The 26423-nt window shown below is 64.5% G+C and carries 19 protein-coding genes and 2 pseudogenes; 14 read left to right on the forward strand and 7 right to left on the reverse strand.

The features are described 5' to 3' along the window. Positions 1 to 4: 4 nt before the first annotated feature. Positions 5 to 1343: pseudogene (locus tag V5279_RS09920) on the reverse strand (LLM class flavin-dependent oxidoreductase). Between the two features lie 315 nt (positions 1344 to 1658). On the opposite strand from V5279_RS09920, the gene V5279_RS09925 reads away from it, so the two are divergent. From V5279_RS09925 to V5279_RS09950, 6 genes and pseudogenes are all read left to right on the forward strand, one after another. Beyond that, entirely contained in the window at positions 1659 to 3287 is a 1629-nt protein-coding gene (locus V5279_RS09925; protein ID WP_338696853.1) for an FAD-binding protein, read from the forward strand. Then, entirely contained in the window at positions 3284 to 3604 is a 321-nt protein-coding gene (locus V5279_RS09930) for a ferredoxin family protein (RefSeq protein ID WP_338696855.1), read from the forward strand. Before V5279_RS09925 ends, V5279_RS09930 begins: the two co-directional genes overlap by 4 nt. A 49-nt stretch (positions 3605 to 3653) precedes the next feature. After that, on the forward strand, positions 3654 to 4778 hold the full coding sequence (locus V5279_RS09935) for a methionine ABC transporter ATP-binding protein (protein ID WP_338696857.1): 1125 nt from the start codon (positions 3654 to 3656) through the stop codon (positions 4776 to 4778). Further along, complete coding sequence (locus tag V5279_RS09940) at positions 4768 to 5433, forward strand: methionine ABC transporter permease (protein ID WP_338696859.1); 666 nt, start codon at positions 4768 to 4770, stop codon at positions 5431 to 5433. Before V5279_RS09935 ends, V5279_RS09940 begins: the two co-directional genes overlap by 11 nt. 65 nt (positions 5434 to 5498) lie before the next feature. Beyond that, the gene (locus V5279_RS09945; protein ID WP_338696861.1) at positions 5499 to 6281 is read left to right on the forward strand and encodes a MetQ/NlpA family ABC transporter substrate-binding protein; all 783 of its coding nucleotides are present in this window, start codon (positions 5499 to 5501) and stop codon (positions 6279 to 6281) included. A gap of 91 nt (positions 6282 to 6372) precedes the next feature. Beyond that, a pseudogene (locus V5279_RS09950) lies at positions 6373 to 7147 on the forward strand (MetQ/NlpA family ABC transporter substrate-binding protein). 21 nt (positions 7148 to 7168) lie between these two features. Here the strand turns inward: V5279_RS09950 and V5279_RS09955 are convergent. Next, entirely contained in the window at positions 7169 to 8572 is a 1404-nt protein-coding gene (locus V5279_RS09955) for an LLM class flavin-dependent oxidoreductase (RefSeq protein WP_338696863.1), read from the reverse strand. A 412-nt stretch (positions 8573 to 8984) separates the two neighbouring features. Here V5279_RS09955 and V5279_RS09960 point away from each other — a divergent pair, with 412 nt between their 5' ends. From V5279_RS09960 to V5279_RS09995, 8 genes are all read left to right on the forward strand, one after another. Beyond that, a complete protein-coding gene (locus tag V5279_RS09960) occupies positions 8985 to 10310 on the forward strand; it encodes an O-acetylhomoserine aminocarboxypropyltransferase/cysteine synthase family protein (RefSeq protein WP_338696865.1) in 1326 nt (441 codons plus the stop codon). Between the two features lie 34 nt (positions 10311 to 10344). Further along, complete coding sequence (locus V5279_RS09965) at positions 10345 to 11142, forward strand: MetQ/NlpA family ABC transporter substrate-binding protein (RefSeq protein WP_338696867.1); 798 nt, start codon at positions 10345 to 10347, stop codon at positions 11140 to 11142. 702 nt (positions 11143 to 11844) lie between these two features. Then, positions 11845 to 12909 carry a TAXI family TRAP transporter solute-binding subunit gene (locus V5279_RS09970; protein ID WP_175619464.1) on the forward strand — a complete coding sequence of 355 codons (1065 nt, stop codon included), beginning with the start codon at positions 11845 to 11847 and terminating at the stop codon, positions 12907 to 12909. Further along, a complete protein-coding gene (locus tag V5279_RS09975) occupies positions 12906 to 13520 on the forward strand; it encodes a hypothetical protein (RefSeq protein WP_338696870.1) in 615 nt (204 codons plus the stop codon). The genes V5279_RS09970 and V5279_RS09975 overlap by 4 nt, the downstream gene beginning before the upstream one ends. 34 nt (positions 13521 to 13554) lie before the next feature. After that, the gene (locus tag V5279_RS09980; protein ID WP_338696873.1) at positions 13555 to 14160 is read left to right on the forward strand and encodes a hypothetical protein; all 606 of its coding nucleotides are present in this window, start codon (positions 13555 to 13557) and stop codon (positions 14158 to 14160) included. A gap of 100 nt (positions 14161 to 14260) precedes the next feature. Beyond that, on the forward strand, positions 14261 to 16594 hold the full coding sequence (locus tag V5279_RS09985) for a hypothetical protein (protein ID WP_338696875.1): 2334 nt from the start codon (positions 14261 to 14263) through the stop codon (positions 16592 to 16594). 283 nt (positions 16595 to 16877) lie between these two features. After that, positions 16878 to 18539, forward strand: coding sequence for a polysaccharide biosynthesis/export family protein (locus V5279_RS09990; protein WP_338696877.1), 1662 nt, complete (start codon positions 16878 to 16880; stop codon positions 18537 to 18539). Continuing rightward, complete coding sequence (locus tag V5279_RS09995) at positions 18536 to 19801, forward strand: GNAT family N-acetyltransferase (protein WP_338696879.1); 1266 nt, start codon at positions 18536 to 18538, stop codon at positions 19799 to 19801. The genes V5279_RS09990 and V5279_RS09995 overlap by 4 nt, the downstream gene beginning before the upstream one ends. A 134-nt stretch (positions 19802 to 19935) precedes the next feature. On the opposite strand, the gene V5279_RS10000 is transcribed toward V5279_RS09995, so the two are convergent. Genes V5279_RS10000 through V5279_RS10020 form a run of 5 tightly spaced genes read right to left on the reverse strand, consistent with a single transcriptional unit; the run spans position 19936 to position 26415 of the window. Then, positions 19936 to 21270, reverse strand: coding sequence for a hypothetical protein (locus tag V5279_RS10000; protein WP_176422232.1), 1335 nt, complete (start codon positions 21268 to 21270; stop codon positions 19936 to 19938). Then, positions 21261 to 22538 carry a glycosyltransferase family 4 protein gene (locus V5279_RS10005; protein ID WP_338696883.1) on the reverse strand — a complete coding sequence of 426 codons (1278 nt, stop codon included), beginning with the start codon at positions 22536 to 22538 and terminating at the stop codon, positions 21261 to 21263. Before V5279_RS10005 ends, V5279_RS10000 begins: the two co-directional genes overlap by 10 nt. 16 nt (positions 22539 to 22554) lie before the next feature. Beyond that, complete coding sequence (locus tag V5279_RS10010) at positions 22555 to 23313, reverse strand: hypothetical protein (RefSeq protein WP_166303238.1); 759 nt, start codon at positions 23311 to 23313, stop codon at positions 22555 to 22557. Then, entirely contained in the window at positions 23300 to 25264 is a 1965-nt protein-coding gene (locus V5279_RS10015; RefSeq protein ID WP_338696887.1) for a hypothetical protein, read from the reverse strand. The genes V5279_RS10010 and V5279_RS10015 overlap by 14 nt, the downstream gene beginning before the upstream one ends. After that, positions 25261 to 26415, reverse strand: a complete 1155-nt coding sequence (locus tag V5279_RS10020) for a glycosyltransferase family 4 protein (RefSeq protein WP_338696889.1) — start codon at positions 26413 to 26415, stop codon at positions 25261 to 25263. The genes V5279_RS10015 and V5279_RS10020 overlap by 4 nt, the downstream gene beginning before the upstream one ends. Positions 26416 to 26423: the final 8 nt, after the last annotated feature.

The following is a 26423-nucleotide window of genomic DNA, read 5'->3' on the forward strand; positions in this document are numbered from 1 at the left end:
CGGATCAGGCGCTTGTCGCGGCCGCCGGCGCTTGCGCAAACCGGCTGACCGGCCGCGGCAATCCGAAGTGCTCGCGCAGCGTGGTCGGCATAGTCGGTGCGGAACAGGCCGCGGCGCTGCAGGATCGGCACCACCGTGTCGACGAAGATCGCCAATCCGGTGGGCAGCACATCCGGCATCAGGTTGAAGCCGTCGGCCGCACCCGCCTTGAACCAGGCCTCGATGTCGTCGGCGATCTGTTCGGGCGTACCGACGATGATCCTGTGGCCGACGCCGCCGCCGAGGGCGCGCAGCAACTCACGGACGGTGAGATTGCCGCGGCGCGCGATGTTCACCGTTCCCTGGAACATGGTGTGGTTGGCGTTGGCCGGCAGCGGCAACGGATCGGGCAGGGGCTTGTCGAGATCGAGACTATCAGGATCGACCTGCAATGTGCCGGCAAGCCGCGCAAGGCTGTATTCGATCGGGACCAACTCCCAAAGCTCGTCCTGGCGCCGTTTGGCTTCCGCTTCCGTGCTGCCGATGACGGTGGCCAGCCCCGGCAGGATCACGATGGACCCTCCTGCGCGGCCGTAGGCTGCGGCGCGCGCACGCAGATCGCGCGCATAGGCGACGCCTTCGTCGATCGTCTGTGCAAGCGTGAACACCGCTTCGGCCTGCGCGGCGGCGAGGTCGCGGCCGTCGCTCGATCCGCCGGCCTGGACGGTGACCGGACGACCCTGCGGCGAGCGCGGGACGTTGAGCGGTCCGGCCACGCTGTAGTGGGTGCCGCGATGTCCGATCGGGTGGACCTTCGTCGTGTCGACGAACCGCGCGCTCGTCTTGTCGCCGACGAAGGCATCATCTTCCCAGCTGTCCCACAGCGCATGCACGACCTCGGCGAACTCCTTGGCACGGTCATAGCGCGCCTTGTGCTCGAGCACGTTGGGGAGACCGAAATTGCGGCCGGCTGACGCGTCGGCCGTGGTCACGGCATTCCAGCCGACGCGGCCACCGCTCGCCAGGTCCAGCGTCGCGAAGCGGCGTGCGATGTTGTAGGGCTCGTTGTAGGTCGTCGAGGCCGTCGCGATCAGCCCGATATGGGTGGTCGCGGCGGCGACGGTCGCCAGCACGATGGTCGGCTCGAGCGACATGAACGAGCGGTAGTCGATGCGGTCGGTGATGGCCGGCGTATCGGCGAGAAAGATCGCGTCGAGCTTGCCACGCTCCGCGATCGCTGCGACGCGCACGTAATGGCCGACGTCGAAGCAGGCACGCGGGTCGCTGTCCGGTAGTCGCCAGGCGGACGCATAGACGCCGGAATGCAGAAGATTGACGTTGAGATGAAGCTGACGATGAGACATGGCTGCCGTATCTGCGATGATGCTTGTCGCTAGATATCGGCCTGATGCGTGCGCGAGAATGCGTCGGGGGCGGGTGCGGACAAAAAGAAATATCCGTCCCCCCGCAGCGATCCTGTGCGCAAGTCCATGTCGCGTTGCTGTCCGGTGACGCAACATCCGGCACGCCGCAACATGAATCTTCTTCGTGCGGTGTAGCGGGTGAAAGCTTCGTCCAACTCTCCGCGAATATCTGAAATTGCCAGGGCGGGCCTGCGCGGGCAACGATATCGTGACGCGCCACATCATCGCGATCGATCCTGCCTGGAGCCGTGAATCATGCCGAACCAAACTCATCGCGCCGAGCGCGTGTCCGCGCCTGACGGCTCGGTCGCGTTTGAGGCCGACGTTCTGGTGATCGGTGGCGGACCCGCGGGGACCTGGGCTGCGGTCAACGCGGCGGAGCGCGGTGCGCGGGTGGTGCTCGCCGACAAGGGTTTCTGCGGCACCTCGGGGGCGACCGCTGCGGCCGGAACCGGCGTCTGGTACATCGATCCCGATCCCGCCTTGCGCGAGGCCGCGATGACCAACCGCGAGAAGATGGGCGGCTATCTGCAGGATCGCCGCTGGATGGCGCGCGTGCTCGACCGGACCTATCAGCAGAGCAATCGCCTGGCCGACTGGGGTTATCCCTATCCGATCGACGATCGCGGCAGGCCGCAGCGCAACTCGCTGCAGGGGCCCGAGTATATGCGGCTGATGCGCAAGCGCACCAAGCAGGCCGGCGTCACCATTCTCGACCACAGCCCGGCGCTCGAATTGCTCATGGACGACGACGGGGCTGTCGCCGGCGCCAGCGGCATCCGCCGGCAAAAGCAGGACCGCTGGACGGTGCGCGCCAGGGCGGTCGTGATCGCGACCGGGGGCTGTGCCTTCCTCAGCAAGACGCTTGGATCGAACGTGCTGACCGGCGACGGCTACCTGATGGCCGCGGAGGTCGGCGCCGAGTTCAGCAGCATGGAGTTCTCCAACGCTTACGCGATCTCACCGGCGTTCGGGTCGGTGACCAAGACGTTGTTCTACGGCTGGGCCACCTTCAGCTATGACGACGGCAGCGTGGTGCCCGGCGCGGCGTCGAAGGGCGGACGATCGGCGATTGCGCGCGCACTGCTCCAGGGGCCGGTCTATGCCCGGCTCGACAAGGCCGATGACGACGTGCAGCGTCACATGCGCGCGTCGCAGCCGAATTTCTTCCTGCCGTTCGATCGCACCGGGATCGATCCGTTCAAGGACCGCTTTCCGGTGACATTGCGGCTGGAGGGCACGGTTCGCGGCACCGGCGGCCTTCGTATCGTCGACGACAGCTGCGCCACCAGCGTGCCCGGCCTCTATGCGGCGGGCGACGCGGCGACGCGTGAATTGATCTGCGGTGGCTTCACCGGCGGCGGCAGCCACAACGCCGCCTGGGCAATGTCGTCGGGATCCTGGGCGGGGCAGGGCGCGGCCGACTACGCCAGGCAGGTTGGGCCGATCGCCAGGCGTAAGTTATCGTCCGCGGGAACCGTCGGCTTTCGAAGCCGGCAGCGTCGTGCGTTCGAACCGGCCGCGCTGGCGAGAGCCGTTCAGGGCGAGGTCTTCCCTTATGAGCTGAACTACTTCCGGGAAGCGTCGCGACTACAGGGAGCGCTCGGACGTCTCGACGCGGCATGGCGCGATGTGTCGGAAGCGGACGCCGCCGGGAAGTCCGAGATCTTGCGGGCCCGCGAGGCCGCGGCGATGCTGGCGACTGCACGGTGGATGTACCGCAGCGCGCTCGCCCGTCAGGAAAGCCGCGGCATGCATCGCCGCGACGACTTCCCCAACCAGGACGACCGGCAGCGGCATTATGTAACGACCGGTGGTCTCGACGAGATCTGGACCTCGACCCGGCCCCATGCCGAGGCCAGCTATGCGGAGGCTGCGGAGTGATCGAAATTATCGATGCCGAGCGCTGCACGTCCTGTGACATCTGTGTCAGCGTCTGCCCGACCAACGTATTTGACAAGACCGATGGAATTCCGGTAATCGCCCGGCAAAGCGATTGCCAGACCTGCTTCCTCTGCGAGCTCTATTGTCCCGAGGATGCGCTCTATGTCTCGCCCTTTGCGGATCAGGTGCAACCGATCGACCTCGTTGCGCTCAGGCAAACGGACAGGATGGGCAGCTACCGCCGGGCGGTGGGCTGGACCGACGACACCAGCGATCGCCGCGGCATCGACCGCAGCTATCTGCTCTTTGGTCATTGAAGCCCCGGCCGCGATGGCGGCGACCAAAGCGACCTAATGGACTGACTGAATGAACGTGCATCAATCCCTGACGGCGGTTCGGCCCGTCGAGCCGCTGCTACCCGCCGCGCATCCGCCGAGCGCGGTTGACACGATGGTCCGGTTCGAGCAGGTCTCGAAGGCCTATCCGGCCTACCGCGACAAGCCGAGCGTGCAGGCCTTGCAAGGCATCGACTTTGCGATTCCGCGCGGCTCGATCACCGGGGTGATCGGCCGTTCCGGCGCCGGCAAATCCAGCCTGGTGCGGCTGATCAACGGGCTGGAGAAGCCATCGAGCGGCCGTGTCATTGTCGATGGGCGCGATATCTCCGGACTTGCGGGCCGCGAGCTGCGGCTGGCGCAGCGCTCGATCGGCATGATCTTCCAGCATTTCAACCTGCTGTCGTCGCGCACCGCCGCCGACAATATCGCCCTGCCGCTCGAGATCGCGGGTTGGTCGCGAGCTGATATCGCGGTTCGTGTCGCGGAGCTGCTCGAGCTCGTCGGCATCGCCGACAAATACGATCGCTACCCGTCCGAGCTGTCGGGCGGCCAGAAGCAGCGCATCGGCATCGCCCGCGCGCTGGCGACGCGGCCGAACGTGCTGCTGTCGGACGAGGCGACCTCGGCGCTCGATCCGCAAACCACCCGCTCGATCCTGGACCTGTTGGCCAACATCAATCGCGAGCTTGGCGTCACCATCATCCTGATCACCCACGAAATGTCGGTGGTCCGGCAGCTCGCCAAGGAAGTCGTGGTGATCGACAGCGGCCACATCGTCGAACGCGGCCATGTCGCGGATATCTTCACGCATCCCGGCCATCCGGTCACGCAGGCCTTTCTGTCGGAAGTGGTCGGCGACAGCGTTCCGGTGTCGCTGGCAAGCCGACTGCAGCGGCAGCCGGTCGCGGGCGGACATGCCGTTATCCGCGTGCAGGTTCGCGGCGCCGATGCCGGCGACACCATCGTCGCCCGCCTGGCGCGCGAGCTCTCGATCGATGTCGCGTTGCTGTCGGCCCGGATCGACGAGATCGGAGGCCAGCATGTCGGCTCATTGACGTTGGGCATTCCCGGCGGCGAGGCCGCGGCCGACAAGGCAGCGTCCTATCTCTCCCAGCATAACCTTCCGGTGGAGCGCCTCGGCTATGTCGCGTGAACTCATCAACCTGATCGTTCAGGCCACCGGCGAGAGCTTGTTCATGGTGTCGGTCGCTGCATTGATCGCCACCGCGTTCGGGCTTCCGATCGGCGTTTTCCTGGCCACCAGCCGCAAAGGGGAGCTGTTCGCGGCACCGGCGGTCAACAGCGTGCTGGGCATCATCGTGAATGCGACGCGCTCGACACCGTTCATCATCCTGGTGGTAGCCATCATCCCGTTCACGCGGCTGATCGCGGGCACCTCGATCGGCTCGGGCGCAGCGATCGTCCCGCTGACCATCGCGGCAACGCCGTTCATCGCGCGACTGGTCGAGGCCGCGATCCGCGAGGTCGATGCCGGACTGATCGAGACCGCATCGTCGTTCGGCGCCAGCCCGCTGCAGATCGTGCTGAAGGTGCTCATCCCCGAGGCGCTGCCCGGCCTGGTGCTTGCTCTGACGCTCGCGGTGGTCAGCCTGCTCGGCTATTCGGCGATGGTGGGAGCGGTCGGCGGCGGCGGGCTTGGAGACCTCGGCATCCGCTACGGCTACCAGCGCTTCATGCCGGAAATGATGCTGGCGGTCGTCGTCGTCCTGATCGCGCTGGTGCAGACAGTGCAGACCGCCGGCGATTATCTCGCCCGCCGCGTCAACCGCCGCCTGCGCCACCGCTGAGACGGGAATCCGTCACGAGCCCTTCGGGGCTGTTTGTCATATTGCGAGTTCCTACGGAGACCAAAATGTCCTTTCGTCCCATTATCGTGCTTGCCGGCGTGCTGGCGATCTGGTCGGCCGCCGCCTCGGCGGAAACGATCAAGATCGGCGTGACGCCCGGGCCGCATGCGCAAATCCTCGAGGCGGTGAAGCCGATCGCGGCCAAGAACGGGCTCGATATCCAGCTCGTCGAATTCTCAGATTATGTGGTGCCGAACGCGGCGCTCGATGCCGGCGACATCCAGGCCAATTCGTTTCAGAACCAGCCCTATCTCGACAACCAGAAGACCGATCGCGGCTACAAGATCGAGTCGGTCGGCCTGACGGTCAACTTTCCGATCGGCGTCTATTCCAAGAAGCACAAGAGCTGGGCCGACATTCCGGACGGCGGCAAGATCTCGATCCCGAACGATCCCACCAATGGCGGCCGGGCGTTGCTGCTCTTGCGCGACAAGGGTGCGATCAAGCTGAAGGACGGCGTTGGCTTCAAGCCAACGGTCCTCGATGTCGCGGACAATCCCAAGAAGTTCAAATTCGTCGAGGTCGATGCGGCGCAGGCGCCCCGTGCGCTCGACGATGTCGACGCGGCCGTGATCAACACGAACTACGCCACCCAGGCCGGCCTCGATCCGGTCAAGGATCCGATCCTGCGCGAGGATCCGAAGGGGCCCTATGTCAATTTGATCGCGGTTCGCGCCGCGGACAAGGACAAGCCGTGGGTCAAGATCCTCGTCGACAGCTATCACACGCCCGAGGTCAAGGAGTTCGTCCTGACCAAGTTCAAGGGCGCCGTGCTGCCGAGCTGGTAGCTCGCAAATCCAGGAAAGTTGAGCGGGCAGGCGTTGCTTCCACGGGCTTGACCACCGTGGAGCGCAGCTTGCCGCGATGTGGGGGAATTTTATGCGTATCCTGATGACCGTTGTTGCCGCCGTGCTTCTGATTGGCGGCGCCAAGGCCGAGACCATCCGCGTCGGAGTCACGGCAGGCCCCCATGCCGAGATCCTCGATGTGGTGAAAAAGGTGGCCGCCGGCCGCGGGCTCGACATCAAGGTCGTCGAGTTCACGGACTACGTGATTCCGAACCAGGCGTTGGCGCTCGGGGATCTCGAGGCCAACTCGTTTCAGCACGAGCCCTACCTCAAGAACCAGATCTCCAAGACCAGCTGGAAGATCGTCAAGGTCGCCAACACCATCGCCCTCGCCGCAGGGCGTCTACTCGCTGAAGTACAAGAAGCTGGCTGACTTGCCCGAGGGCGCGCGGGTGGCGATCGCCAATGATCCCTCGTACGGTGCGCGTGGCCTGATGATCCTCGCGCTTCACGGCCTTATCAAGCTGAAGGACCCGGCCAACGTCGCGTCCACGATTGCCGACATCACCGACAATCCCCGGAAGCTCCGTTTCGTCGAACTGGACGCCGCGCAGCTGCCGCGCTCGTTGCAGGACGTCGACCTGGTGTCGATCAACAACAACTATGCGGTGCAGGCCGGCCTCAATCCCGCCGTCGATGCCATTGCCCGTGAGGCGGCCGACGGCCCCTGGGTCAACATCCTCGCGGTGCGCGAGGACGACAAGGCCAAGCCTTGGGTCAAGCAGTTCATCGAGGCCTATCATTCGGACGAGGTGAAGGCGTTCCTCGACACGCGGTTCAAGGGCACCTACATCGCGACTTGGTGAGCGGCGCAACCGGCAACGCGTCTATTCGGCAGCGTCGGGACGGACCGCATTCGACGGCGAGAGCCGATAGCTCGCGCCGGGATGCGTGCCGTGAAGCCGCGGCCCGCGGCCGGGGAACAGCTTTTCCCGCAGCGTACCCTCGCGGTAGGCCGTCTTGTAGACCCCGCGTGACTGCAGCTCCGGCACCACGAGATCGACGAATGCGTCGAGCGATTCCGGTGCGACGAGGCGGAACAAGTTGAAGCCGTCGACATCGGTTTCATCCGCCCAGGCGATCAGCTCGTCCGCGACATCCTGGGGCGAGCCGACCACGAAGGGCGAGCGCGCGCCGACGCGGCTCAGCGTCGCGAGATCGCCGACCTTGACCGGGCGATCGCTGCGCAAGGTGAAGTTCTCGACCATCGACTGGATCGCGTTGCTCTCGACATATTGCACCGCCTGGTCGGGGCGATAGGTCGAGAAATCGATGCCGGTCCAGCCCGAGAGCAGAGCCAGCTGACCGGTCTGGTCGACATGCGCGGCATAGTCCGCGAGCAGATCCTCGGCCTCTGCACGGGTCGGCGCAACGATCACGGTCGCGCCGGCAAACAGGCGGATATCATAGGGATCGCGGCCAAACTCCTTTGCCGCGCTCCTGATGTCGCGGACGGCGCGGGCGAGAATCGGCCTGGTCTGGCCGTTGAGGAAGATCGCCTCTGCATGCCGTGCCGCAAAGGCGCGGCCGCGTTTAGAAGTGCCAGCCTGATACAACAGCGGCGTGCGTTGCGGAGAGGGTTCCGCGAGATGGATGCCGTCGACCTTGTAGTGCGGCCCTTGATGACGGACGGGATGGATTTTCGCCGGATCGGTGAAGATACGCGCCGCACGGTCCCGGCGCACTGCGCCGTCCGCCCAACTGCCCTCCCATAATTTGTAGCTCGCGGCGAGGAATTCCTCGGCCGCCTCGTAGCGCTCATCATGCGCGCGGTTCGCCTCGAGCCCCATGCCGCGGGCGCCGCTGTCGAGATAGCCGGTGACGATGTTCCAGCCGATCCGTCCGTTGGTCAGATGATCGAGCGTCGAGAAGCGACGGGCAAACTGGTAGGGATGTTCGTAGGTGAGGTTGGACGTGATGCCGAAGCCGAGATGCCTGGTGACCAGCGCCATGGCCGAGACCAGCAGGGTCGGTTCGGCGTTCGGCAATTGAACGGCCTGACTGAGCGCCGTGTCCGGGGTGTTGCCGTAGACGTCATAAATGCCGAACACGTCGGCCAGGAAGATGCCGTCGAGCAGTCCGCGCTCGGCTGTCCTGGCATATTCGACCCAATAGTCGAGCGAGTTGTAGTTGAGCGAGGTGTCGCGCGGATGCGACCACAGGCCGGCCCAGTTGTGGCTTGGCGCCATCATGTTGAACGCATTGAAGCGAAGCTCTTTTGATTTTGCCATCGACCTGTTCCGATAGGGAGCGTGTCGGACCAACGTAACAGCTTGCCTGCGCGACTTTGTTTTGTATTCGGCGAGGAAGCGTGAAAATCCTGCTGTATCGGAAATCCCGGGTAGCAGGGTCACGCTCATTGGCGCCTCCGGTCCGGTCGGAAGTCTGCGGGAATCCGCGCGCGCGGGCGATCAACTGCGCGATCCGCGCTGTGTGACCCGCGATATCGCGCGCCGGCGATGGCGGTCGCGCACGAAACAAATGCGTCGCGACGGATGTGCCATCTGAAAAATTCACGATGCCGTTCCGTGAGACGCCAGTACGTCCATCGCTATTTTCCTGGACATCTCGACAGCCGCAAAGTCGCTGCGCATCATTTCGCGACTTGCAACGCTTGGTTCACCGATCCCAGGAGATTTCGAAATGCCGGTCGAAACGAAAAATCTCGAGACGCTCGCCCTGCATGGCGGGTCCTACCGGTCGGATCCTGCGACCGGCGCAGTAGCGGTTCCGATCTATCAGACGACCTCGTTCCAGTTCGAGACCACCGACCATGCGTCGCGGCTGTTCGCGCTGGAATCGATCGGGCAGATCTACACAAGGATCAAGAACCCGACGGCCGATGCCTTCGAGGAGCGGCTGGCCGCGCTGGAAGGCGGCGTCGGCGCGCTCGCGGTGGCGTCGGGCCAGACCGCATCGGCCTTTGCGATCTTCAACATCGCCCAGGCCGGCGACAACATCGTCTCCTCCACCGATCTCTATGGCGGCACCTGGACGCTGTTGTCGCAGACCTTGAAGCAGTTCGGCATCGAGGTCCGGTTCGTCGATCCGGCCGACCCCGAGAATTTCCGTCGCGCCACCGACGCGAAGACCCGCGCCTATTTTGCCGAGACCCTGCCGAATCCCAAGCTCAACGTGTTCCCGATCAGGGAAGTCGCTGACATCGGACGCTCGCTCGGTGTGCCGCTCATCCTCGACAACACGGCGGTGCCGCTGGTTGCGCGCCCGTTCGATCATGGCGCCGCGATCGTGGTCTATTCGACGACGAAATATATCGGCGGCCACGGCACGTCGATCGGTGGTGCGATCATCGATGGCGGCAATTTCGACTGGGCGGCGCATGCCGAGCGCTTTCCGCTGCTGACCCAGCCGGACGCCGCCTATCACGGCGCGATTTGGACGGAAGCGGCCAAACCGCTCGGTCCGATCGCCTACATCCTGCGCGCGCGCGTGAAGTTGTTGCGCGATCTCGGCGCCGCGATCGCGCCACAGAACGCCTTCCAGTTCATCCAGGGGCTCGAGACGCTGCCGTTGCGGCTGCGTCAGCACAACGAGAATGCGATCAAGGTAGCGGATTTCCTGGCCAAGCACCCCGCCGTCTCGCATGTGATCTTCCCGGGATTGCAGCAGGGGGAGAATCGGCGCCGCGCCGACGCCTATCTGAAGGGGGGCTATGGCGCGCTTGTCGGCTTCGAGCTGAAAGGCGGCGTCGAGGCCGGCCGCCGCTTCATCGACGCGCTGAGGCTGTTCTATCACGTCGCCAATATCGGCGATGCGCGGTCGCTGGCGATCCATCCGGCCTCGACCACCCACCAGCAGCTCACCGCTGAGGAGCAACTCGCGGCCGGCGTCACGCCTGGCTACGTGCGGCTCTCGGTCGGGATCGAGCACGCCGACGACATCATCGCAGACCTCGTTCAGGCCCTGGCGCAGGCCGAGGCCGGTGGCAGCGCCCGCAAGGCAGCGTGATCGCACTCGACAACATTGGAACAGGATTGAGATGATGAAGACATTGTTGCGCCTGGCGCAAGCGGCAGGCGTCCTCCTTGCCTTGACGGCGAACGCCGTCGCCGACGAGCCCCTCAAGATCGCGACCAGCGCCGGTCCGGTTGGCCAGCTGGCGGCGTTCGCCGCCAAGCTCGCCAAGGACAAGGGACAGGACGTCAAGATCGTCGAGCTGTCCGATTGGGTCGCCTTGAACGAGGTGGTCAACAGCGGCGACGTTGACGCGAACCTGTTCCAGCACGCCACCTATCTCGCGATCCAGAACAAGCAGCGCGGCTTCAATCTGGTCCAGGTTGACAAGGTCGGCGTGATCGCCCCGGTCGGGCTGTTCTCGAAGAAGATCAAGTCGCTCGACGAGATCAAGCCCGGCGACAGCGTTGCTATTCCGAACGAGCCGCTCAACGGCGCGCGGGGATTGATCCTGCTCGAGCGGGCCGGCCTGATCAAGCTGACGCCGGGCAAGGGCTTCTCGGTGAGCCGGTTCGACGTCATCGAGAACCCCAAGAACCTGAAGATCGTCGAACTCGATCCGGCCCAGACCTATCGCTCGCTCGACGACGTCACGCTCGCGCTCGTCAACATCACCTATCTGATCCCCGCGGGCGGCGATCCGAAATCGGCACTGCTCATCGATCGTACCGTGGACGACGGATTGGTGTTGCGCTTCACAGCGCGGCCAGACAAGAAGGACGATCCGCGCCTCAAGGCCTTTATCCAGGTCTTCAACTCGCCCGAGGTGAAGAAATTCATCGAGAACAAGCTGCCGGCGTTCATTCCCGCCGGCTTCAGCAGCTAGTACTTGTCAGTTCACGGCGGAGCGGGAGCTGCCCTGTCTCTTCGGCACGGGAGAGCAGGGCAGCAAGGAATTCGCGCCGTAGCCGCTGGGTGTAGGCCGAAGCCTGGAATGTCAGCCGCAGGTGTCGCGGGTCAGCCGAAGATGCAGGCATCTTGTGCGCACGGGCTCGACTAGCCGTGCGGCCCGAACAGGAAGATCTCACGGGAGTCGCGCTGTCCGTCGGGATTTGCGGCGCGCGCAAGTCTCCTGCGCCACCGCCGGACGCGCCGGGCCACACGACCAAGCGCGTGGAGCCAAGAAGACGCCGGATGCATAGAACCTCCACTGAAGTGTCGTTTCACTGCACGATAACACGTCCTTGTCCGGCTTGAGCGCGCACGCCGGCGGTATCGCAAGTTTGCAATCAATGGATAGGGTTGAGGCGATCTTGCAGAACGGTCGTTTGGTCGGCCGCGCGGACAAAGAAAGTTCATTCCCTGAGCAGCCGCGATCGGCGTTGGCGTCTCGAGATGCCGGATCGCGCGCCGCCCGCGCAACCGAGGCCTCGACCGATACCGATCGATCCCTCGCTGCCGCGGCGCTAGGGGAGGCACGCGCATAATCCGGAAGGAGTAGGTGGGCACTCCATGCGGGAAGTGGCGCGCGCGGCCGAACTGCATGAGACTACAGCAAAATATCGGATCGGCGAGGGTGGAGCCCCCCATGAGACAGGTGATTTCAGGTGGGGCGCCGACCGCAAAGCGGGGAGTGCTCCGGTTGCTCGTGCTGGCGGCGCTGGTTCCGCTGCTCACGACCATTCCACCGTCCAGCACGGATGCGCAGGCGCAACGTGCTGCACCTCGTCAAGTGCGGCGTGATCCACCGCCGGAAAAGCCGCAGGTGACGATGAATGCCTGGACGGTCGGCCTCGCCGGAGGCCTGCTCGAAGGCGCGCCCATCCGCTTCGCGTCCGAAATCGCCCGCGTCGTGGACGATGGCGACAAGCTGCACGTTTTGCCGGTCGTGACGCGCGGACCGACCGAGAACGTGAACTCACTGCTCTATTTGCGTGGCATCGATGCAGCCATCATCAACTCCGACGCGCTCGAGGAGTACAAGAGCCAGGTGCCGGACATCCAGCAACGGCTGGCTTACGTGCTGAACCTGTTTCCGTCCGAACTGCATATATTCGTTCGTCCCGAGATTCAGAGCCTGAGCGATCTCGCCGGCAAGAAGGTCAACTTCAACAATCTGGGGACCGCCGCGGCCTATTCGGGGCCCCTGATCTTCAGCCGCCTCGGCCTCGATGTGGAAAAAACCTTCATTCCGCATCAGGTCGCGCTTGAGCAGATGCGCAAGGGCGAAATGGCCGCGGTCGTCTTCATCACCTCGAAGCCGATTGACGCCTTCGTGCGCGGCCGCTGGGAGCCGGGGTTCAAGTTCCTGCCGGTGCCTTATGACAAGAAGTTCGAGGACTTCTATCTTCCCGCCTCGCTCGAGGCATCGGAGTATCCCAATCTCATCAAGCCGGGCGAGCGCGTCACGACAATCGCGGTACCGACCGCTCTGGTGGCCTTCAACTTCCCGGCCAAGTCGAACCGCTATGAACGCCTTGCGCGCTTCGTGGAGTATCTGTTCTCGCGCATTGACAAGCTGCAGCAGCCAGGCTTCGACCCGAAGTGGAAGGCGATTAATCTCGCAGCGACCGTTCCCGGCCTGGCGCGCTTCCCTGCGGCGCAGGCGTGGCTCGATCGCGAGCCGCGCGCCGCCGCAAATCGATCGCAATGAAACGCGCGGCGACCCGCGTGGTGGCTGGAATCATGCTTCTGGGCGGGATGTCCTGGGCGCAGGCGGCAGACGATCGTCGGATCGCGCAGCTTCGCGCATGTCCCGAAGGGATGGAGTGCCCCGAGAAATCGCCGCGCGCATCAGCGCCTCGCCCGGCGAACCCGACGGGCAACTGGATCGTCAGCCTGACGACGTCGCCGATCGACTATTCACCGGTCGCCACCGCCACGACATCGTCGCGCGATGCTGCCGGTGGGGCCGGGATGACGCTTTCGATTCGCTGCCACGGCGGACGAAGCGAACTGATCGTCGCCGGGCCGGGCGTATCCGGTCGCGGCGATGATTATGCGATCTCCTATCGCGTCAACGACGACCAGACGATGCAGATCGCGGCAGCCGTGCCGGCGTCGGGGATCGGCGTTGCGTTCGGCGGCGATGTCGTCCGCCTGCTGCAGTCCCTTCCGGGTAACGGCGGCCTCAATATTCACCTCACATCCCGCAAAGGCCCAGCCCTGGATGCAGCGTTTCCGCTCGGCGGGTTGGACGCGGTGCGCGTGAAGATCGCCGCCGCGTGCAAGTGGCCGCAGCCAGTCGCCAAGCCCAATGGGTAACAAGTAGCAACGTGTGTTCGACAGGAGAGGCATTATGCGCGTGTTTCAACATACTGCGAGAGTAGCCATCATCGGAGCCGTAACGGTCTTGCTCGCCACGTCGTTTGCAGCGGCGCAGCAAAGTGGCGGACGGTACTGGACACCGGGCACGACAAATCCCGCTGTCGACAGCAAGCAGATTGCAGAAAGCAAAACGCTCAAGCACAGGACGGCCAAACAGAAGAGGGAGCGGTCGCCGCTTTCCGCGAATGCCCGGTTGCAGCCCGACAGCAAGCCGCACCGCTTGATCCTGCAGGTGAACACCAATGATCCCGCCGCGATGAATCTCGCGCTCAACAATGCGACCAACGTCGCGCAATACTACAAGGATCTCGGCGAGAAGGTAAAAATCGAGGTGGTCACGTTCGGGCCCGGCCTGCACATGCTGCGCGATGACACCTCGCCGGTGAAGTCCCGTATCGAGGAGTTGGCGCTGAGCACGCCCGAGATCGCGTTCAAGGCCTGCGGCAACACCCAGGAAAAAATGCACAATGCAGAGAAAAAGGACATCCCGATCATTCGTCAGGCGGAGGTGGTGAAGTCGGGCGTCGTGCGGGTGATGGAACTGCAGGAGAAGGGCTGGTCCTATGTGAAGCCGTGACCGCCGCCTAACCCGAAAGGGGTGGATGGCTTCGCGCGGAGTTGGGGCGCATAATGCCGCACCTCAACAGATCGTGTCGCCTTGCGACGGGTGATTGCGGATGGGTCGCACGGTTCTTCTCAATGAAGTAGGTACTCTCTGCAACATCGCGGGCTCGCCGCGTCGGCACGCGCTCAAGCTCGGACGACCCGCGCTCTTGTGGACGACCGCGGTCGTGCTGGCGATGGCGTGGGCGCCGGAGACACGGGCGTCGCCCGATCCTGCGCGCTCCTCGGCATCCGAAGTCGTGCCACAGGGCCCAGGGGACACCGGCAAACCGGTGCAGGTTGCGCAGGGAGCGACCACCGAGACTGAGCAACCTCCGGAACAGAAGTCCCAATTGGGGGAGAAGCTGTCCTGCGAACTCTCCAGTGCAAGGCTTGATATCAGCCTGATGCAGCGTATCGAGTACGAGCACGTGCGGGCGGAAGGGCTGGAGCGGGATCTCGCGGCGGCCCGACGCGAAACCCAGGCTGCGCTGGCGGCGAAAGCGGCCGAAGGCGCTGCCCAGACCAAGCAGACCGCGCAGGGCGGCGCGGAGTTGCAGGACGCCCTGCAACAGGCGCGCGAGCGGGCAGGGAAGCTGGAACAGGATCTCGCGACAGCGCGGCGTGATGTCGAGAACCAGACTGCGCGCGCGACACGGGCAGGCGAGGAGGTTTCCCGGCTGAAGCAAGCAGGCGAGCGTGGCGCGCCGGACCTGCAAAAGGAACGTGAGCGGTCCGCGCGGCTGGAGCAGGATCTTGCGGCGGCACGGCGTGATGTCGAGGCCCAGACGGCGGCGGCGGCAAAGGCGGGCGAGGATGTCCTGCGCCAGAAGCGGGTGGTAGAAGCCGGGGCCGCCGAGCTGAAGCAATCGCGCGAGAAAGCGGACATGCTCGCACAGGACCTCTCCCGGGCGCGCAGTTCGATCTTCGCCTATGAGGCGCAGGCCCGCAAAGCTACGGAAGAAGCGGCGGAGCTCAGGCAGGCGGCTGAAAAGGCCGCGGCTTCGCCTCGCAAATCCATGCCCGACGACTCTGGACGATTAGCGCGGCTGGAGCAGGACCTTGCGGCGGCGCGACGTGATGTCGAGACCAAGACTGCGCTGGTCACGCAAGCAGGCGAGGAAACATCCCGCCTGCAAGCGGCGGGGAAGAGCGCCGCCGCGGACCTGCAAAAGGAGCGTGAGCGGTCCGCGCGGCTGGAGCAGGATCTGGCGGCGGCACGACGCGATATCGAGAGCAAGACCGCGCTCGCGACCAAGGCAGGGGAGGAATCCTCCCGGCTGCAAGCGGCGGGGAAGAGCACCGCCACGGACCTCCAAAAGGAGCAAGAGCGGTCCGCCCGGCTGGAGCAGGATCTGGCGGCGGCGCGACGCGATATCGAGAGCAAGACCGCACTCGCGACCAAGGCAGGGGAGGAAGCGTCCCGGCTGCAAGCGGCGGGGAAGAGCGCCGCCACGGACCTTCAAAAGGAGCAAGAGCGGTCCGCCCGGCTGGAGCAGGATCTGGCGACGGTGCGACGCGACGTCGAGAGCAAGACTGCGCTCGCGACCAAGGCAAGTGAGGAATTCTCCCGGCTGAAAGCGGGGGAGAAGAGCGGCGCGACGGACCTGCAAAAGGAGCGTGAGCGGTCGGCCCGGCTGGAACAGGATCTGGCGGCGACGCGGCGTGATGTTGAGGCCAAGACGGCGCTGGTCGCCAAAGAAGCCGAGGAAACGTCCCGGCTGCAAGCGGCGGGGAAGGGCGCCGCGGCGGATCTGCAAAAAGAGCGTGAGCGGTCTGCCCGGCTGGAGCAGGATCTGGCGGCAGCGCGTCGCGATGGTGAGGCCCAGACGGCGCGGGCGGCAAAGGCAAGCGAGCAAGTCTCGCTGCAGAGGCAGGCAGCGGAAGCCGGTGCTTCCGAGTTGAGGCAATTGCGCGCAAGGATGGATCAGGCACAGAGCTCCTCCCTGTGGCTGAGCACGGTCCATGCGTATGAGGCCCAGGTTCGCAACGCGCGTAGCGCTGCGCCGGACGCCCTGACGACCGGTTCGATCCCGCGGGACAAGCCCAAGTCCATCGAGGTGACCGCTCATCCAGTCGCCCAGCAGACCTTGCCAGCACCTGCTCGTGCCGCTGCTCCGCCTGCTCCCGAGCAAGCCGCGGAAGCTGCAGGGCTGGTCGCGCGGGCGAGCTCGCTGCTCCGGCAGGGGGATATTGGCGCAGCGCGGCTCGTACTGGAGCGGGCCATCGAAATGGGCAGCGCCCAGGCGAGCTTCGCGCTGGCAGAGACCTACGATCCGCTGATTCTTGCAAAATGGGGGACCTACGGCACGCGCGGTGACGCCCGCAGGGCGCAAGACCTCTATGTCAATGCCGACGCCGCGGGAGTCCGCGAGGCCAAATCGCGGCTGGAAGCGCTGCGCCAGTAGCGCATGCGCAAATTAACCGGGCGATCTCATTGACTTAACGACCAACAGCCGCATGCGCGGGGCCTGCCGCGGTTTACTCAAAAGGGGTGCCCACAATGGGATAGTTGTGCGTCCTCCTCCCAGGGGTCACGATGGCTAAGCCCTGCTTGTCGTAGTGCCGCTTTTGGAGCCACGGTCGCGTTCGGCGACGTGGTAGCCATCATCGAACGCGAAAGTCGCGTCTATGGTTGTCGAACATCAGTCCAAGCCCGCTCGGCCTAATCCATTCCGAGCTCGCGGAGGAATGAGCACTATCCTTGCAATCGCCAGTCTTGCCGTCGTCGGTGTGGCAGCGGTCTGGAACTGGGGTGCAGTCGAGATACTGTCCCACGCGGTCGTGGAAAAGGCGTTTGCCACGCTAGGTGCCCAGTACGACAGGCCGGCTCAGGCCGTGCCACAAGCCGCTGCTGCAGCAAAGCCGGCTTCGTCGGGCGGGCCGTCGATGACGCCGGTCGTATCAAACGGCACGCCTGCCTCCGCAATCGCCGAACGCTCCAAGATCGCCGGCCCGGCGCGGGCGGCGCCGGCCGGAGAGTTGTGCGGCATCGGCGACAAACTCACGATCGCCTTCTACGAGCGCGTCGAACTCGAAGAGGACAAATGGGGGCGCGGCTCAGGCTCGGCCTTGCGCGGTCTCGTGCAGCGTCCGGAACTGAGCGGCCCATACACTGTTCAGGACGACGGCACGATTTCGGTCCCCTTGCTTGGCGCCATTCGGGTTGCCGAGCGGTCAACACTGCAGGTTCGTACCGATTTGGCAGAGGCCTTCGATCAGTTGCTCGGCCACAAGGGCGTGGTCAATATTCTGTCGGTGGAGCACGCACCCATCTACGTGCTGGGGCCGGTCAAGAGCCCCGGCTCATTCAAGTATGTGTCGGGCATGACCGTGCTGCACGCGATGGCGCTTGCCGGTGGGCTCGACCGGGCCGCCTCTGAGCCGTGGCAGAAGATCGAAGCGGTGCGGGAATCCCTGAGGCGGAGCGGCTCGGCTGATGCCATGCTCAAGCTGTTGGCACGGGCAGCGGTGCTGAAGGCCGAACGGGACGGCGCCGAGCCCAAGATTCCGCTCCGGTTGATCGATCTGGCGGGAGCGGCTGAAGCGGCCAACCTTGTCCGCGAACAGGCGGATCGGCGTAAGGTTATCGCCACTGCCCGCATCAACCGCGAGCGCACGCTTCAGAGCTCGCTGGAAGCGGCCAAGCAGGATGTTGCCGTGTATGGCCGCACGGAAGCGCTCGACGACCTGGTCAAGCTGCGTCAGGAGCGTGCCAACAGCATGCGCGCGCTCGCGGACCGCAATGTCATCAGCGCAACGGTGATGAATCAGGTTCAGATCGAGTTGACCGATGCCGAGCAGCGTAAGCGAGAGGCGCTCAATCAGTACGCGACGGCCAAACAGCGCCTTGCCACGCTCGAGGCCGAAGGATTTCGAATCCAGGCCGATATCAGGAACGACCTGGAGGTCGAGATCGAGGCCATCGAACGCCAAATCGCGGATAATGAGCGCGAGTACAATATCAGTGACGGGGTCCTCAACACATTACCTGCGGTCCGTGCCCAGAAAGAGGCAAACCGGACAACCTACCAGGTGGTGCGGCAAACGGCGACCGGGCCGGTCGCTATCGAGTCTAACGGGATGACCGTGTTGCAGCCGGGCGATCTCGTGAACATCATTGTGAACGAGGGCGACGCGAAGACCCAAGCCAATTCGAACCAAGCCAATTCGAGCCAGGCTAACTCGAGCCAAGTTAACCCGAGCCAAGTCAATTCGAGTCAGGTCAATTCGAACCAGGCCGGTTCGCCGGCCCCTGCTGCGTCACCGACCGACCGACCGCCCGTTGGGCGAACTTCCGACCGAAAGGAGATTGGCCGAGCGGTCGCGGATCAGACGACTGCTCCAAAATGATGCCCGGCAGGACGTCATCCCGTCTGAAATCCTCGCCGGATGTCGATCGCGCGGCTTCGGTCGAGCAGGCCAGTTGCCATGAGCCGATCGATGTCCGCATTGAGCCCTTGGGGGACATTGCAGAACTTGAGGTCTCCTGGAAGGAGCTGGAGCGGCGAGCGGCAGGTTCGTTCTATCTGTCCTGGCTCTGGGTCGGCACGTGGCTCGCGCACCTCCCGCGCGGCGCACGACCACATGTGCTGGTCGCGCGGATGTCCGGGAGAACCGTCGGCCTGGCGATCGTGTGCCGGCGGACGGTGTGGAGCTTCGGACCGCAGGGGCGGGCGCGCTGGCTGCTCAACGAAACCGGAGACGCTCGCTTCGACCGGCTGTTCATCGAATATAACGGCATCCTTGCCGAGCAAGCTTCGGCTGCTCCCGTCATGGCGGCATGCCTCGACGCTCTTGCGGGCAGCCTAAGTGTCTCCGACGAGCTTGTCCTCTCCGGAATTGATCTGGACTTTGGGGCGCTCGCCTCTCGCGCGGCTCACCGGGTTGGGCTTTTGAATGAAGTGAGGGAAGCTGACGTTGCGCGGTGGGTCGACTTCACCAAGATCGGTGAGAAGAGCGGGGACTACCGAGCCTCATTGGGTCGCAACACCCGCCAGGCCATCAACCGCGCCATCAGGCTCTATGCCGAACGCGGCCCCGTCGAGTTCCGGATCATGGAGACGACGTCGGAGGCGCTCGCCGCGTTCGATGTGCTGGCCGGCTTTCATCAATCGCGATGGGGAGCCAAGGGATCCTTTGCCAACCCCGGCTTCCGCACTTTTCATGAAGACCTGATTGCACGCGGGGTCCCCAGCGGCGCCATCCGTATCTCACGGACGCTGGTTGGAGGGCAGACGGTCGGAGTGTTGTACAATTTCGTGCACGACGGCCATGTCCTGAACTACCAAAGCGGGCTTCTCTACGAGCAGGATGGCCGGGTGAAGCCTGGCCTGGTCAGCCATGTGCTGTCGATCGAGGACAGCATGTCGCGCGGCGAGCGCGGCTACGATTTCCTGGCCGGCTTCGCCCGCCACAAGTCCCAGCTTGCCAATGCCGAGCACGCGATGACGTGGAGCATCATAGGCGGGGACACCCTGGAGCGCCGCGTCGAGGCAAGGCTACGGCGCGCCAGGCAAGCGCTGGGACAGTTCGTGCGAAAGCAAATGAGCGTGCGAACGGCCCCGACCGGACACGCCGAGGGCAGTTCGCCTCAAGCCATCGAAGGGCCATGAACGGCCTCGCCGGTCGTGCGCAGCTTGGCTCAAACTTGCAGCCTGACGATCCCGGCCTTACTCCCGTTGATGCTGCGCTAGGGGCTGCTGCTCAATCCGTCGCCGGCGCGCCGGTTACCATCAGGAGCGTTTTCTCAGGTCTGGACCGGTGATGAGGTCGGGCTTTGGAGTACGGGATCGGTGTCGGAAGCTAACTTCGTAGCCGATGCCAACCAGAGAGCCGCGCATGCTCCCTCGATGCTGACGGCGAGCGTCCAGCACAGTACCAGACCCTGAAGTCCGTCGAGCTTCGCTCCCAGGACCGCACCGCACAGCTCCAGCAGCCCGCCGAGCGCAAACCAGGGCGCTGCCTTGAGCATCCTGTCTGCCACCCGCACGAGCGTGCAGGCATGGAATTTCAATGTTGATCCGAGCAGGCTGAAGCCGAGCAAGCTCAGGCTCGAACCGGCGATCTTGGGATAGGCCGGATTGAAGATTGCCAGGATCTGCTGTGAGTAGGTGAAGATGAAGACGGCGCACGCCAGCGAGAACAGCAGTGATACCGTCAGCGACACCAGGATGTTGTGTCGGGATTGTTTCGGGTTTGCTCGGACAACCGGGAACAGGACCATCGCCATGGCTGACGGAATCAGGGAGGCGACGGAGACCATCATCCATACCGCCACAAACGTGGCGTTGAGGGCCGGCGTCAGGAGCACCAGAACGAGATAGGGCATGACGAAGACCGGTGCCATTGATGCGACATCGAGTGCATAATGGTCGAGGACCCGGCGGCGATGGACGTGCAGCAGTCGGAAATCCGGGGGCCCAACGAGGCGACGCGCGCCTCCCCTCGTCAGAAGATCGACGCCGATCCAGGACACGAGCATTCCCGCCACCCAGGTCAAAAGGAGCGCGGTAGGAGAGGTAAACCCGAGGGCGGCCGCCGCAGCAACCAGCAGCAACTTGAATATAGAGAACAGGACCAGTCGGATCATTTTGCTGCTGCTACGCAGAATGCCGACAAATGCCTGATCGCCTACTACTGTCAGATTGTTCAGGCCGCAGCCGATGACGAAGACGAGGGCCAGGAACCAACCGTCGATCGGCCCGGTCGAACTGTTGAAGAGCGTCTCCCCGACGACAAACAACAGGGCCAATCCGACCGTCAGTGCCACGCCGGCGGAGGCTGCGGCCGCGACGAGCCCGGGTTCCTTGCCGGGATGCCGAACCAGCTCGCCGGTGAGCAAGGTCGTGAGCCCGCCCTCGCCGAGCAGGGTGACGAGGCTCATCATGGCCAGAAGGCCGGAAGCAACGCCGATCACATCAGGCGGAAACAGCCGGGCTGCGAGCCACCAATAGGCAAAGCCAAGACCAGCCGTTACCACCGTTCCGGTCGCCAGCGCGCCGGAATTCATGACGAGGGTGGCGCTCTTTTGCAGTGCCTGGCGCAGCCGCATGATGGCCGTTCGGGCGAAGTCTATCGGCACGATGGTTCTCCCGTGTCCCGGTATGCGGCCATCGCGACCTCGGCGGGAGCCGCGAGCTGGACATCCCGGTAGACCTGTTCGATCCGGGCCACGACCGCTTTGGCCTTGAGGCGCCCCACGCGGGCCAGGCCTGTCGCCTCGAGACGGCCCAGCAAGGCGCGGTCGTCCAGCAGCGCCTGCATGGCGTCGGCGAGCGCCGGCGTGTCGCCGGGCGGTACGAGAAATCCTGTCTCGCCGTGATCGACCAGATCCGGCATGCCGCCGATATCGGTTGCGACGATGGCCTTGCCGCACGCCATCGCTTCCATGATGACGGTTGCACAGGCCTCCGGGCCGGTCGATGGCAACACCCCGAACAGGGACCGCCGCCAGGCGTGCATGATGGCGGAATGCGGCCATGCGCTGAAGGTGTGCACGTTTGGCGGGAACTCGGTCGGCGTATCGGCGAGCCGGCGTCCGATCAGGACAAGCGGCGGCGCCCGTTCCAGCCTGGCATAGGCCTTGAGAAGGACGTCGATGCCCTTGAGACGCATCATGTCGCCGACGAAAAGAATGAAGCCGTCGTCAGGTAGTTCGTGCAGGCAAGGGTCCTCCGGGCCAGGCACCTCGACATCGTCGGGCACGAAGTTGGGGATCACCTCGTAGGGCGCGCTGCCGTGGGTGAGCCCGGTGTGACGGGCCACTGCGTGGCTCACCGCGATGAACCGGTCCACGATGCGTCGGGCAGCGAAGCTCGAGGCCCAGTTGCCGAAGGTGGTCGCGGTCGCCTTCGCTGCGCCATAATGCCGGGCCGCGCACGGCAGGCACTTCGTCAGCGCCGGACCGCTGCACAATTGAGTCCCGAGATGCATCAGGTTCTTCTTGGCGCAGACAAGCCCGTAATCGTGCTGGGTAACCACGAAGCGGGCCCCACTCAGGGCTCTGAGCGGCAGCAGGGATGCGTAGATCCAGTTGTGGGCGTGGACGACATCAGGTCTTTCCCGGTCAATCAGCCGCTTCAAGCCGAGCGCAAGTTCGGGATCGGGGAAGGGCGGGGCGTGCTGACGCTCGGGATCGGCATGGAGTCCCGACAGGCGCTGCAGCGTGCCGCGCAACCGGTGGACGCGGACCGCTCCGTCCAGCTCGGTCTCCGGTGATCCCGGACGCATCAATGTCCCGACGCTCACGTCGTGGCCCCGCTGCGCCAGCGCCGCGCCGAGATTGCGGACATGGCGTTCCTCGCCCCCGATCACCGGGGGATAGAATTGCGACAGCAGCAAGATGCGCATGACCGAGCCCTCCGCCTCAGGTACCCGGCACCAAGGCCGAGACCCTGCGATAAAGCCGGTTGTCGTCCGGCCGGTAGAGCCGGGCCTCGGCGTTCTGCTGGGCGGCCAGGACGGGCACGAAGAACTTCCGTACCCAGGTGTCGCCCGGCGCGATCGTCAGCGAGCGGAAGACGGCGAACGGTTGGCCGTTGAGGGTGATTTCCAGGTCGTATCGCCGAGCCTCGGTCTCTGCACTGCGAACGCCGACGACGAGTTGGCCCGGAACTCCTTTGGCCGGTGGCAACATCCATAGCTCGGTGTATTTGAACTGCCGGTCGCTGGCCTCATCGCGGACGGCGAGAGCGTAGGCTCCCGTTGCCAAAAGCATCGCCAATACGACCGCAGCTCCCTGCCTGGAGCGGATTCGCACTGAACCAGGCCAGGCACTCGGAATCGAGACATCGCTGCCGCTGGCAGGTATCAGCATCGCTCCTGTTGTCACCGCCAGGTACCAGAACGCCCAGCCAAGCGGAGTGAGCGAGCCGATCGCGTTCAGCACAAAGCCTCCGGCGATGGTGACGGCGAGACTCGCACCGATCGAACAGACAAGATGTTCGGACAGCGACGAGTTCCTTACGCCGATAACGCGCAGCACGACATGACCGGAGATGAGGAGAACCATCGGCACGCCCAGGATGAAGCGGAGGAACGTGCTGTCACTGGCCGCGACCAGGGCCACCGTGGCTCCTGCCCACAAGCAGGCACCGAAAAGGTCGCGCTTGTCAGGGCTCGGCATGCAGTCCTCTTATGTCATAGATGATGATCGAGCCGTTGTCGTAAGTGCGCGTGACACCTTTGACGTCATTGAACTTCAGCAACTCGGCAGCCGAGAGCCGCTTTCCTTGCTGCGTTTCCCACGGCTCGAAGTAGAAGCCTAGGACCGGCGACCCGGTGGTCAGGCGGAGATCCACCAGCAGGAAATCAAGCTCGCTCCTGGCGAGAGCGTAGAAATCGTCTGAACTGAGTTTTTCGTTCCTGAACGCGCGGGCAGCATAGACGGCATCATTGAGCTTGGTTCTCACGTCCTGCCGGCCGTAGCCGGCAAGCAGCAGACGATTGACCCGATCGCCGATGAAGCGGTTGCCGGGTCCAAGCCACTCCTTGGTCCAGAGCGCCGTTTCGATTCCGAGGTGCTCGATGGATTGCGCGTCCGAAGCCACCCTGTAGCGGCCACGGATCGGATCGACCGATGCCGCAGTGACCCCGCTCATGACGATCACCGCCAGCGCAGTGGATGGCACGATCCGGCGCCAACCGCGGGCGGCGCGACCCTGCCAGAAATGGACGATACCCACCCCGACGACCAGTCCGACGCCGATAAAGACAAACGTTCCCATCCGGTTGCCGATTTGCCATCCGTTCACGGTCAAGCGGAACGCAACCGAGATAGGAAAGCCGCAGGCCAGCACGGTGAGCAGTACGACGCGGCTGTCGGTCCAGCGTCGTTTCAGAATGCCGTAGATTGCAAGCCAGCCTGAGCGCAGATTGCCCGGCGCTGTCATGGCCAACGATCGAAAGAAGCCCGTCGCCAACCCGAGGGCCACGAACAGGATACCGAACAAGGTGGTCAGGCGCATGAAGAGGGGCTGGGACGGCGCGGCCACCTGCTCTGACTGTGGGGTGCTGGTGCCCAGGACCTTTGCCAGCAGTGCCTTGAAGCCGGATTCGACCACGGGGCCGACGTAACCAGTGAAGGGATTGCCGTGCGCCATCACCCATACGAGCGGTATAACGATGGCAAGCACCGCAGTGACGCCCATGGCGATCCTTGCCTCGAACCGGAGCGAGACGTCCCGCCGCAATGCCTCCAGGGCCGCCACCATTCCAAGGTAGACAGCGACAAAGGCCGCCGTGACATGATGGGTGACCGCCAGACTCGCCAACAGAAGAGCAATCAGACCGAGCGCGCTTAATTTTGGTCGCCCGGCAAGATCCTTCGATCCAGCCTCGACCGCGAGGATCAACATGCACAGCACGAAGCCGAGGCTCTCGTAGGAGAACATCGACTCGAACACCACGAAAGTCGAGCAGCCCATGTATGTCAGGCAGCCGATGGCCGCGATGCGCGGAGACCCGGTAATCCTCTCGTAGAACAGAAACATGGCTGCGACGAGGGTGCCTTTCAGGACCGCCAACAGCAGGGTCGCAGTCGCAAATAAAGGCAGGCCGGTGAGATTCATGATCGCCGTCGTCACGATCTCGAGGGCGGGATACGCCGACGCGATCGGTAACAATGGATTGGGCAGGAAGAGCCGGCGGGCGGTCACAAGGTCGTCAGCTGCGGCCCAATGCAGGAATTCGTCGTGGTACCCGAGACCCGTGGGCGAATAGACGCTCTTGTGGAAGAACAGGGCTCCGGCAAGGAGAACCAGGAGGAAGAGACGCTCGCTGCGGGCCACACCCGGCCAAGCGATGCGAAAGCTGGTCGGAGCGATCACCAGGATGGTGCCCGACCAGAACAGCAGCGATGCCATTTCAGCGCCGCGACGACCGGCTCCCTGTCCGGCCACAACCAGCAGCAGGCCCGTGGCGACGATGAGGCACAGCGTCGCAATCCAGTTCGCGTTCGCAGGCTCCGACGTCGTATCGTCGCCGCGCAGGTCAGGGCCGATAATGGCAAGGATGGAATGCATCCAGGCACGCGCCGGTGCGATCGCGATTTCGGCGTTGAGATGGGCTCGTATCATCCGCCCCGTGCCCTCGTGACGGATCGCAAGCTCAGTGCGTCGTCGAGCGGAAGACTGACCGTTGACCGGTTGCCAGCCACATCACGATAGACGTCGCTCAACGCTTGCGCGCAGGCGTCCCAATCCGGCAAGGCCAGGTCGGGGATCTCTCGCTGCGCCGCGAGTTCTTCTGCCATCGCAGCGGCGGTCTCGCCCGGGCTCGCGTTGAGCGGAAGCGCGCGGCACAGGCCGTTGGTCGCAAGCTCGCTCAGCCCTGACGTGTCGCTGACGAGGACAGGCCGGCGCAGCGACAACGCTTCCATCACGGCAACGGGGTGAGCTTCGTATTCACTGAGCAGCACGAACAGACCGGCGCTCGCCAGCAGGTCGGTCATTCTCTGCCGCTCGGATCCCGGGATGGCGGTGATGGTGACGCGATCTTCAAGACCAAGCGTACTGACGAGACGGCGCAGCGCGCCCTCGTGAGGCCCCGTCCCGACGATGTGCAGGCGCGCGTTCGGCACCTTGCGGATCAACTCCGGCATGGCCGCAATCACCCGGTGATGGCCCTTGTAGTGCTCAAGCCTGCCGCTCGAGACGATCAGGCCGGGATCGACCTTGACGCCGGGGCTGGCGGCCGGCATCGCGGCGCCATTCGGGATGACCACAAACCGCTCCCGCGGGATGCCCATCTTCGTGCTGAAGAAACTGGCCTCGAATTCGGAGACCCCGATCAGCCGCGCGGCTTTCGCCACCAGCGGACGGAGCACCGCGCGCTGGGTGCCGCGCACGGCATTGCGCAGCCGCGAGGAATGCCCGCCGCTATGGAAGGTCAGGACGAATGGGATTTGGGTGCGGACGGCGGCAAGCAATCCGATCGGCACCACAAAAGTGCTGTAGCCTTGGAAATGGATCAGGTCCCATGTGCCGCGCCGGATCGCGCTATAGATTTGTGGTGCGATATAGAGATCCAATTCCTTCGGCCAGGCCGGCACGCGCCGCACGCTCATGCCACGGACGTTCTCCTCGATCGGCAACTTTCCCGACGGATCGGTTGTAAGCACGTCGACCGAGTAGCCGCGCGCCGCCAAGCGGGGACCCACCTCCTGAATGTGGGTTTCGATACCGCCGACGAAGGGGTGGCAGCGAGCGGCAACCATCAGGATACGCATTCGACTCA

The sequence above is a fragment of the Bradyrhizobium sp. 26S5 genome, from assembly GCF_036923295.1.
In the GTDB taxonomy this organism is placed as follows: Bacteria; Pseudomonadota; Alphaproteobacteria; order Rhizobiales; family Xanthobacteraceae; genus Bradyrhizobium; species Bradyrhizobium septentrionale.

Coding starts and splice junctions, on each gene's coding strand:
- V5279_RS09925 (WP_338696853.1), top strand. CDS start 1,659: ATGCCGAACCAAACTCATCGCGCCGAGCGCGTGTCCGCGCCTGACGGC.
- V5279_RS09935 (WP_338696857.1), top strand. CDS start 3,654: ATGAACGTGCATCAATCCCTGACGGCGGTTCGGCCCGTCGAGCCGCTG.
- V5279_RS09940 (WP_338696859.1), top strand. CDS start 4,768: ATGTCGCGTGAACTCATCAACCTGATCGTTCAGGCCACCGGCGAGAGC.
- V5279_RS09945 (WP_338696861.1), top strand. CDS start 5,499: ATGTCCTTTCGTCCCATTATCGTGCTTGCCGGCGTGCTGGCGATCTGG.
- V5279_RS09955 (WP_338696863.1), bottom strand. CDS start 8,572: ATGGCAAAATCAAAAGAGCTTCGCTTCAATGCGTTCAACATGATGGCG.
- V5279_RS09960 (WP_338696865.1), top strand. CDS start 8,985: ATGCCGGTCGAAACGAAAAATCTCGAGACGCTCGCCCTGCATGGCGGG.
- V5279_RS09965 (WP_338696867.1), top strand. CDS start 10,345: ATGAAGACATTGTTGCGCCTGGCGCAAGCGGCAGGCGTCCTCCTTGCC.
- V5279_RS09970 (WP_175619464.1), top strand. CDS start 11,845: ATGAGACAGGTGATTTCAGGTGGGGCGCCGACCGCAAAGCGGGGAGTG.
- V5279_RS09975 (WP_338696870.1), top strand. CDS start 12,906: ATGAAACGCGCGGCGACCCGCGTGGTGGCTGGAATCATGCTTCTGGGC.
- V5279_RS09980 (WP_338696873.1), top strand. CDS start 13,555: ATGCGCGTGTTTCAACATACTGCGAGAGTAGCCATCATCGGAGCCGTA.
- V5279_RS09985 (WP_338696875.1), top strand. CDS start 14,261: ATGGGTCGCACGGTTCTTCTCAATGAAGTAGGTACTCTCTGCAACATC.
- V5279_RS09990 (WP_338696877.1), top strand. CDS start 16,878: ATGAGCACTATCCTTGCAATCGCCAGTCTTGCCGTCGTCGGTGTGGCA.
- V5279_RS09995 (WP_338696879.1), top strand. CDS start 18,536: ATGATGCCCGGCAGGACGTCATCCCGTCTGAAATCCTCGCCGGATGTC.
- V5279_RS10005 (WP_338696883.1), bottom strand. CDS start 22,538: ATGCGCATCTTGCTGCTGTCGCAATTCTATCCCCCGGTGATCGGGGGC.
- V5279_RS10010 (WP_166303238.1), bottom strand. CDS start 23,313: ATGCCGAGCCCTGACAAGCGCGACCTTTTCGGTGCCTGCTTGTGGGCA.
- V5279_RS10015 (WP_338696887.1), bottom strand. CDS start 25,264: ATGATACGAGCCCATCTCAACGCCGAAATCGCGATCGCACCGGCGCGT.
- V5279_RS10020 (WP_338696889.1), bottom strand. CDS start 26,415: ATGCGTATCCTGATGGTTGCCGCTCGCTGCCACCCCTTCGTCGGCGGT.